The organism is Nocardioides sp. P86 (genome assembly GCF_023712465.1).
GTDB lineage: Bacteria > Actinomycetota > Actinomycetes > Propionibacteriales > Nocardioidaceae > Nocardioides > Nocardioides kribbensis.
In genome coordinates this window covers 205275-214207 of the sequence record NZ_JAMAYE010000004.1, presented here as the reverse complement: position 1 = coordinate 214207, position 8933 = coordinate 205275, and the positions used below count along the sequence as shown (strand labels likewise).

The 8933-nt window shown below is 73.9% G+C and carries 6 protein-coding genes; 2 read left to right on the top strand and 4 right to left on the bottom strand.

Going from position 1 to position 8933, the window contains the following annotated elements; all coding sequences use genetic code 11:
• Positions 1-551: 551 nt before the first annotated feature.
• Positions 552-1595, bottom strand: a complete 1044-nt coding sequence (locus M3673_RS18670) for an alpha-hydroxy acid oxidase (protein ID WP_251535546.1) — start codon at positions 1593-1595, stop codon at positions 552-554.
• 10 nt (positions 1596-1605) lie between these two features.
• Entirely contained in the window at positions 1606-2877 is a 1272-nt protein-coding gene (tyrS, locus tag M3673_RS18665) for a tyrosine--tRNA ligase (RefSeq protein ID WP_251535544.1), read from the bottom strand.
• 144 nt (positions 2878-3021) lie between these two features.
• Here tyrS and M3673_RS18660 point away from each other — a divergent pair, with 144 nt between their 5' ends.
• Positions 3022-4479: a serine/threonine-protein kinase gene (locus M3673_RS18660; RefSeq protein ID WP_251535542.1), complete on the top strand. Its 1458-nt coding sequence runs from the start codon at positions 3022-3024 to the stop codon at positions 4477-4479.
• A 53-nt stretch (positions 4480-4532) separates the two neighbouring features.
• The gene (locus M3673_RS18655; protein WP_251535540.1) at positions 4533-7748 is read left to right on the top strand and encodes a response regulator; all 3216 of its coding nucleotides are present in this window, start codon (positions 4533-4535) and stop codon (positions 7746-7748) included.
• 11 nt (positions 7749-7759) lie between these two features.
• On the opposite strand, the gene M3673_RS18650 is transcribed toward M3673_RS18655, so the two are convergent.
• Positions 7760-8002, bottom strand: coding sequence for a DUF3099 domain-containing protein (locus M3673_RS18650; protein ID WP_056865880.1), 243 nt, complete (start codon positions 8000-8002; stop codon positions 7760-7762).
• 10 nt (positions 8003-8012) lie between these two features.
• Positions 8013-8930 (bottom strand): oxygenase MpaB family protein, encoded by a 918-nt coding sequence (locus M3673_RS18645; protein ID WP_193666147.1) that lies wholly within the window; start codon positions 8928-8930, stop codon positions 8013-8015.
• Between the last annotated feature and the right edge of the window lie 3 nt (positions 8931-8933).

Here is an 8933-nt window from a genome sequence, read left to right as displayed (position 1 = left end):
CGTTGAAAAACAACACCCCACACCCACAAAGGACGCGAGGAAAAAGAGATGCCTGACAAGAACAAAACCCTGACATGATGTCAGAATCATTGTCTTACCAAAGAAACCATCAACCAACCCCCAAAAAGGAGATCAGCCAACGGGGCATAACAAACTAATTCGTCGACTATGACACACTGTTGAGTTCTCAAGAATCAGACGCACACCGTCCCAGACCGTTTCCGACCCGGCGGCGGGGCTTGCGTTCCAAACATTAGCGGAGCGAATTCTGCGGCGCAAACTCGCGCTTTTCGCATTCGATTCCGCTCACCACGCACGCTACTGACCGCGACTGCCGGGTCCCGCTCCAGGCGGTGGCCGTCTGCTCGCGATGCAGGCGTGAGGGTGGTCGACCCGGGGCCGGGAACCCGATCCAGACCGGATCTTGTCCCCCGCCGCTCCCTGGCGACAGATGGAACGTTAGGCGACCTGTCCCCGCAGCGCCAAATCGAACGGGCGTGACGGCGGGCACAGGCACCTGACGGCGCTCGGAACAGGGCTCGGCGAAGCGCTCAGACCGGCGCTGGCGACCCGACGACGTCGCGCGCGTCGGCCACCCGCCGGCAGCCCGCGAGACGCATGGCCTCGACCAGCTCGGCCCGGATCCGGTCCTGCAGCCGGCCCACGCCGCGCTCCCCCTCGACGAGGGCCCACAAGGGCAGGCGGCCCAGGAACGCGGCGTCGGCTCCGAGGCCGAGAGCGGCGAGCACGTCGGTGCCGGAGCCGAGGCCGCCGTCGACGTAGACCTCGGCGTCGTCGTCGGCGAGCTCCCGCACGATCGCGGGCAGCGCGCGCGCCGGCGCCACCGCGCGGTCGAGCTGGCGTCCGCCGTGGTTCGACACCCAGACGGCGGCCGCACCGGCCTGGACACAGCGGCGCGCGTCGTCAGCACGCAGCACCCCCTTGGCGACGACCGGCAGCCCGGTGCGCTCGGCGAGCCAGTCGAGGTCGTGCGGCCCGAGGTCGAGGGCCTTCTCGGCACCGGGCTGCGTGTCGTGGCCCTCGTCGAAGTTGACCCGGGTGAACGCGGGGTCCACGACGTCCCAGACCCGGTCGCCGGCCGGCTCCCAGGACCCCACCACCGGGGTGTCGACCGTGAGCACGACGGCCCGGGCGCCGGCCGCCACCGCGCGCTCGAGCAGCGGCAGGGCGAGGGTCCGGTCGGAGGGGAGGTAGACCTGGAGCCACCAGGCGACCCCGGTGGCCGCGATGTCGGCGAAGGTCGACCCGGCGTTGCTGCTCACGACCATGAGGCCACCGGCCGCGGCCGTCGCGCGGGCCATCGCGAGCTCGCCGTCAGGGTGGACCGCACGCTGGAGCGAGGTGGGAGCGACGCCCACCGGCGTCTCGAGACGGGTGCCGAGGACCTCGGTGGCGAGGTCGACGTCGGTCACGTCGTGCAGCACGTGGGGCAGGAACCGCACGTCGCGCCAGGCCGCCGCGGCCTCGTCGCGGCTGGTGCCGGCTCCGGCGCCGTGCGCGACGTACTCGTGCACGGGGGCGGGCAGGGACGCGCGGGCGCGCGCCTCGAGCCCGTCGACCCAGGACCTCGGCACCCCGACCACCTCAGACGACCTCGACGCCCTTGAAGCTCTTCTTGCCCTTGCGCAGCACCAGCCAGGTGCCGCCCACCAGGTCGTCGGAGGACGGCACGTGGTCGGGGTCGGTGACGCGGACGTTGTTGACGTAGGCCCCGCCCTCGGTGACGGTGCGGCGGGCCTCACCGCGACTCTTGGCCAGCCCGGCGCTCACCAGGAGGTCGAGGACGCCGGGCAGCCCGTCGGCCCGGTCGAGCCGCACGCTGCCGGCCTCCCGCAGCGCGGCGCCCAGGGTGTCGGCGCTGAGGCCGCCCATGTCGCCGCCGCCGAACAGCGCCGCCGACGCCGCCTGGATCCGGGCGGTCTCCTCGGCACCGTGCACCAGCGTGGTGACGTGCTCGGCCAGGGCCTTCTGACCGGCCCGCAGGAACGGCTTCTCGGCGTGCTGGGCCTCCAGGGCCTCGATCTCGGCCCGCGGGAGGAAGGTGAAGATCCGCAGCAGCTCGCCGACCTTCTCGTCCTCGACGTTGAGCCAGAACTGGAAGAAGGCGTAGGGCGAGGTCAGGCCCGGGTCGAGCCACAGGGCGCCGCCCTCGGTCTTGCCGTACTTGGTGCCGTCGGTCTTGGTGATGAGCGGGGTGGCGAAGGCGTGCACGGACGCGCCGTCGGCACGACGCACGAGCTCGACCCCGCCGGTGAGGTTGCCCCACTGGTCGGAGCCGCCGAACTGCAGCGTGACGCCGTGGTCGCGGAAGAGCGCGAGGTAGTCCATCGACTGCAGCAGGACGTAGCTGAACTCGGTGTAGCTGATGCCCGACTCGAGGCGTCGGCGCACCGTGTCGCGGGCCAGCATGCGGTTGACCGGGAAGTGCTTGCCGATGTCGCGCAGGAAGTCGATGACCGAGAGTCCGCCGGTCCAGTCGAGGTTGTTGACCATCGTCGCTGCGTTGTCGCCCTCGAAGGAGAGGAACGGCTCGATCTGGGCCCGGACCCGCTGGACCCAGTCGGCGACCGTGTCGGCGGAGTTCAGGGTCCGCTCGCCGGAGTCGCGCGGGTCGCCGATCATGCCGGTCGCGCCGCCGACCAGGAGGTAGGGCGTGTGGCCGGCGTCCTGGAGGCGGCGCGCGGTGAGGATCTGGACCAGGTTGCCGAGGTGGAGGCTGGGCGCCGTGGGGTCGAAGCCGACGTAGTACCGCACGCTCCCGGCCGCCAGCGCCTCGCGCAGGGCGTCGAGGTCCGTCGTGTGGGCGAGGAGTCCGCGCCACGCGAGGTCGTCGGGGAGGGAGGGGTCGAGGGGCACGTCGGGCCTTTCGGGACGGACGGCGGGCGGGTCCCGCCGGGACAAGCCTGCCGCACGAGGACCACCGGCGCCCACCCGCCCACCCCGTCGGAGGATGAGCGACGCCGCCGCAGCGCCTATCGTGGCGCGCCAGGAGGTCAGACGTTGATCGCAGGCAGGTACACCCTCGACCGGGAGGTCGGGCGAGGGGGCATGGGCGCCGTGTGGCTCGGCCGCGACGAGGTGCTCGGACGCCAGGTGGCGGTCAAGCGGATCGGGCTGGCGCCGGGCGCCAGCGACGCCGACCTCCACCGCGCCGAGCGCGAGGCCAAGCTGGCGGCCCGGCTCAACCACCCCCACGTGGTGGCGGTCTTCGACCTCGTCGACGAGGGCGACCAGCAGTGGCTGGTGATGGAGTACGTCGAGGGCACCAACCTGTCCGGGCTGCTGCGGGACCGGGGCCGCCTCACCCCCGACCAGGCGGCGCCGCTGCTGGGACAGGCCGCCGACGCCCTCGCCGCGGCGCACGCCGCGGGGATCGTGCACCGCGACGTGAAGCCGTCGAACATGCTGGTGACCGACGAGGGCCACCTCAAGCTGTCGGACTTCGGCATCGCGCGCGCCGAGGCCGACCCGTCGCTGACCCAGACCGGCCTGGTGACGGGGTCGCCGGCCTACCTGGCGCCCGAGGTGGCCTCCGGGTCTACCGCGACCGACCGCAGCGACGTGTGGTCGCTCGGCGCCTCCCTCTACCACGCGCTGTCGGGCCACCCGCCCTACGAGGTCAAGGACAACGTGCTCGGCGCGCTCTACCGCATCGTGCACGAGGACCCTCCGCGGCTCGACGACGCCGGCTGGCTGGCCCCGCTGCTCGAGCACACGATGACCCACGACCCGGCCGAGCGCTGGCCGATGCACCGGGTGCGGGACTTCCTCGCCGCCGGGCCGGGCTCGGCCGAGACCGCCGTGCTCCCCCGTGCCGGCTCCGGTGAGACCCAGCGGCTCTCGGTGCTCCCGCCCGTCTCGACGGGCGTGGCCCCCGTGGTCACCCCCGCCGCGGCGGCGGCCGCGACCGGGGGCCGGGCGGAACGCCCCCGGCGTGCGGGCCGGGTGCTGGCGGCGGCGCTGGCCCTCGTGGCCATCGCCGCGGTCACGGGGCTCGCCTTCGTGCTCGGCAACGACCGCGCCACCGAGCAGCCCGCCACCGCGGCCCCGGGCTCGGGCTCTGGGGGCAGCGCCTCGGGCAGCCCTGAGGCCTCGCCGTCGGGGTCGCCCTCCGGCTCCCCCTCGCCGACGGCGCAGCCGCGGCCCACCGCGGCGTCGATGACCGCCTTCGTCGACCAGTACATCCCCCTCGCCGCCTCCGACCCCGAGTCGGCGTTCGCCATGCTGACCCCGGCCTTCCAGCAGGCCAGCGGCGGGCTCGACGGCTACCTGGGCTTCTGGGGCACTGTGCGGCGCGCCGAGGTGCTCGACGTGAGCGCCGACCCCGCGGCGGGCACGGTCAGGTACGTCTACCGGCGTCAGACCGAGGCGGGCGGCGGGCCCGTCGAGGAGTCGGTGACCCTCCAGCTGCAGCAGCAGTCCGACGGCAGCTACCTGATCGCCGGCGACCTGAGCTGAGCCCTATCGTGGGGCCCACCAATCGACGCCCGGGGGGACCTCACGTGCAACCGGTGGATCTCTACCGCGACATCGTGGAGTCCTCCCCCGACGGGGTCTGGGTGGTCGACCTCGAGGGGCGCACGGTCTACGCCAACCGGGTCATCGCCCGCATGTGCGGCGTGCCGGAGCACGAGGCCATGGCGATGGACCTGCGCGAGGCGCTCGACCCCGGCGGGGTCGCCGACTTCGAGGCGCACCTGGCCGAGCTGCGCGAGGGCCGGGTGCGGGAGGCGCCGGTGGAGGTGCAGCTGCTGCGGCGCGACGGGGGCGTGCTGTGGACCCTGACCCGGGAGAGCCCGCTGCGCGACGAGCGGGGGCGCCTGACCCGCGTGATCTTCACCTTCACCGACTACACCGAGCGGCGGGCGACCACCGAGGCCCTGCGCACCAGCGAGGCCAGCCTCGCCGAGGCCCAGCAGATCGCTCGCATCGGCGGCTGGCACTGGGACCTCGACACCGGCCTGGTGACCGCCTCTCCCGCGCTGCTCGCGCTCTACGGGCTGCCCCAGGACGAGCCGCTGACCGACGTCGAGGGCTTCCTCGCCCGGGTGCACCCCGACGACCGGGCCGACGTCGAGCACGCGGTCGCCCAGGCCCTCGCCGGGCCCGAGGACCTGGCGTTCGTGGCCCGGATGCGGGCCGGGGAGGGCTGGGTCTGGACGAAGGGGCGCGGCCGCGTGCACGAGGCGGACGGGCGCCGGTGGATGGCCGGCACCCACCAGGACGTCACCGAGGCCCACGAGACCGAGCTGGCGCTGCAGGACCAGGTCGCCCAGAACGCCCTCATGCAGACCGTCGCCAGCGCCGCCAACCAGGCGAGGACCCTGGAGGAGGTGCTGCTCCAGGCGCGGTCGCTGGTGCTGCTGCACGACGACTGGGTGCGCGGGCGCGCCTTCGTGCCGGTGGCGGACAGCGACGACCTCGCCCCGCTGCACCGCGGCGAGGTCGAGACCGCGGAGGACCTGAGCACCCCGGTCGAGACGGCCAACGAGCTCGCCCTGGCCCGGCGGGTCCTGCGCGAGCGGCGACCGCGGTGGGACGACGCCCGGCTCACCATCGGCTTCCCGGTCACGCTGGACGACGAGGTCTGCGCGGTCGTCACCCTCACCAGCGACCCGCCGCTCTACCGCCACGCCATGATCGAGGCGATGGTGGGGCTGGTCGCGGGCCAGCTGGGGCGCGTCGCCGAGCGCGAGCGCGACGACCGCGCCCTCGCGGCGGCCCGCGACGAGGCGATGGCCGCGTCGCTGCAGAAGTCGGAGTTCCTGGCCACGATGAGCCACGAGATCCGCACCCCCCTCAACGGCGTCATCGGCCTCACCGACCTGCTGCTGCGCTCGGGGTTGGAGACACGGCAGCAGCGCCTGGCCTCCGGCGTGCAGGTGGCGGGACGCGCCCTGCTCGGCGTCATCAACGACATCCTCGACTTCTCCAAGATCGAGGCCGGGCGGCTCGAGCTGGAGACCCTCGACTTCGAGGTGCGGCTCGTGCTCGACCAGGTCGTCGGGGTGCTGGCCGAGTCGGCGCGCACGCGCGGGCTCGACCTGTCGGTGTCCTGCCACCCCGACGTGCCGGTGGTGCTCGCCGGCGACCCGACCCGGCTCGCGCAGGTGCTCACCAACCTGGTCTCCAACGCGGTGAAGTTCACCGAGACCGGCGGGGTGGCCGTGCGCGTCACCGCCGCGCCGACGACGGGGCCCGCGGGCGACGGCGGGGTGCGCCTGGCGGTCTCGGTGAGCGACTCGGGGGTCGGGGTCGACCCGAGCGAGCTCGACCACCTCTTCGAGCCCTTCACCCAGGCCGACGCCAGCACGACCCGGGTCTACGGCGGCACCGGTCTGGGCCTGGCCATCTCCCGCGAGATCGTCCACGCGATGGGAGGGGACATCACCTACGCCCCGCGCGACGGGGGCGGCAGCGTCTTCTCCTTCTCGGTGCCGCTGCGGGAGGCGGCCGGGGACGGCATCGACCCCGCCGAGGTCGAGGCCCGGACCCTGCTGTCGGGGCACCGGGTGCTGGTCGTCGACGACGTGGGCGCGAACCGGCTGATCCTCGAGGAGCAGCTGAGCTGGTGGGAGATCAGCACGGTCGGGGCGGCGTCGGCCGCCGAGGCCCTGGACGAGCTCGCCCGCGCCCGTGCCGCGGGCGACCCCTTCGACGCCGTCGTGCTCGACCTGGTCATGCCCGGGGTCGACGGCCTCGGCCTGGCCCGCGCGGTGCGGTCCGACCCGGCGTGGGACGGGGTGCGGCTGCTCGTGCTCACCTCCACCCCGGCCGTCGCCCCCGAGGAGCTCGACGCCGCCGGCGTCGACGACTGGCTGGTCAAGCCCGTCGTCACCGGGGTCCTGCGCTCCACCCTCGTGCAGCTGCTGGGCTCGGCCACCTCCGGGGCGGCCGGCGACGGCGCCGGCCAGGACGCCGGCGAGAGCCGCACCCGCGAGCAGGACGACCCGGCCGTGCTCGGTCGGGTGCTCGTGGTCGAGGACAACGCGGTCAACCAGATGGTCGCCACGGGTCTGCTCGAGGCGCTGGGCTTCGCGGTCGTCACCGTCGACGACGGGGCCGAGGGGGTCGCCCGCGCCGCCGCGGAGGACTGGGACGTCATCCTCATGGACGTGCAGATGCCGCACATGGACGGCTACGCCGCCACCCGCGCCATCCGCGCCGCCGAGTCCGGTGCGCGCCGCCCCATCGTGGCCATGACGGCCGCAGCGGTGGAGGGTGAGCGCGAGCGCTGCCTCGAGGCCGGCATGGACGACTTCCTCACCAAGCCCGTCGACCCGACCGCCCTGGCGGCCACCCTCGGTCGCTGGCTGGGCGTCGAGGTCGAGATGCCCACCGCGCTGCGCCGCTCCGCCGCGCCGCAGGCGGTGGCGCAGCTCGACCTCGACCGGCTCGAGATGCTGCGCGAGGTCGACGAGGACGGCACCTACCTGGCCCGTGCCATCGGCAACTTCGTCACCAACGGCACCGAGACGCTCAGCCGGCTGCGGACGCTGTTGGCGCAGGACGCCGATCCGGCCGAGGTGCGCGGCTGCGCGCACAAGCTCGTGGGCGGCGCGCTCAACCTCGGCGCCCGCGACGCCGCCGAGGCCCTGCGCCGGGTCGAGCACGTGGCCGAGTCGGGCACCACGTCGGGCATCGAGGCGCTGCTGCCCGACGTGGAGGCCGAGCTGGCGCGGGCCGGGGCCGCCATGCTCGCCTGGCGCGACGCGACCCTGGGCTGAGCCCGGGCCGGTCAGCGGTCGGGGTCGGGAGGCGGCGGGCGGCGCTCCGGGCGCTCCCGGGGCAGGTCGCTCTCTGCCAGCGCGCCGTGGTTGGCGACCACGCTGGCCACCGGCGGGATCACCGCCGCCACCACGCTCATCACCACCGCCGCCGAGGTCGACCACAGCCGGACGACGTTCCAGGCGAGCACGACCAGCACGAGGCAGGTGCCCATCAGCACCAGGTAGACCCGTCGTCGTCGCGCACGCTGCACGGCCCCGACGTTACGCCTGCCGCACCGGGCAGCCGGCGACCCCCGGCACCGGCCGGGTGCCGAGCGCAGCCACGTCGAAGCCGTCGGGGTAGGAGCGCACGTAGGGCAGGTCGTTGACGGTGCGCGCGCTCGTGCGGCTCGGGAACGCACGCAGCAGCAGGCCGCGCGCCTTGAGCGCGCCGCGGGAGGCGGCCACGACGGCGGCCGGGGGCGCGGCGTACTGGAGGGCCGAGCGCAGCGGCGGATCCATGAGCGCGCGACTGAAGACCTCGACCGCCCGCGCGGCGGGGCGGGGGTAGAAGGTCAGCATCAGCCCGAGCGTGGCGTCGGCGACCCGGCGGGCGCCGGCGTCGGGGGCGAAGTGGACGGCCTCGTAGTCGTCGAGCAGCCGCTCGAAGCCGGCGTAGTCCTCCGGGACGTCGCGGATGCCGAGGTGGCGGCCGAGCTCACGGTAGTAGTTGACCGACGCCCGCAGCTCACCGTCGGTGAGCCGGCGCCAGCCGTAGTCGTCGACCCAGCGCTTGGGCACGACCACGAAGGTCGACAGCACGTAGCGCATCTCGTGCTCAGGGATGTCGTAGGAGCGGTGCATCTGGTTGATGCGCCGCACGGCCGTGCGGGCCTCGGGGTGCTCGAAGCCGCGGAGCAGCGGCACCTCGAGCAGCAGCCCGGTGTCGTCGTAGCGCTTCTGCACCGCCCCGGTGAACTGGCCGGTCTCGTCGAGGAGGCGACCGATGCCCGGCACGGCGTAGGTGCGGAAGAGCGCGAAGGAGAGGGCCTGGTTCATGTCCCAGGGCAGGTCGTAGGTGACGACGTTGCGGTAGATCTCGACGAAGTCGGTCTCGGGGTCGAGGCGGTCGTTGACCCGCCGCCAGTGGTCGCGGCCCACGCCGCCGAAGCGCTGCCCGCGCCAGGTGAAGGTCCTCATGGA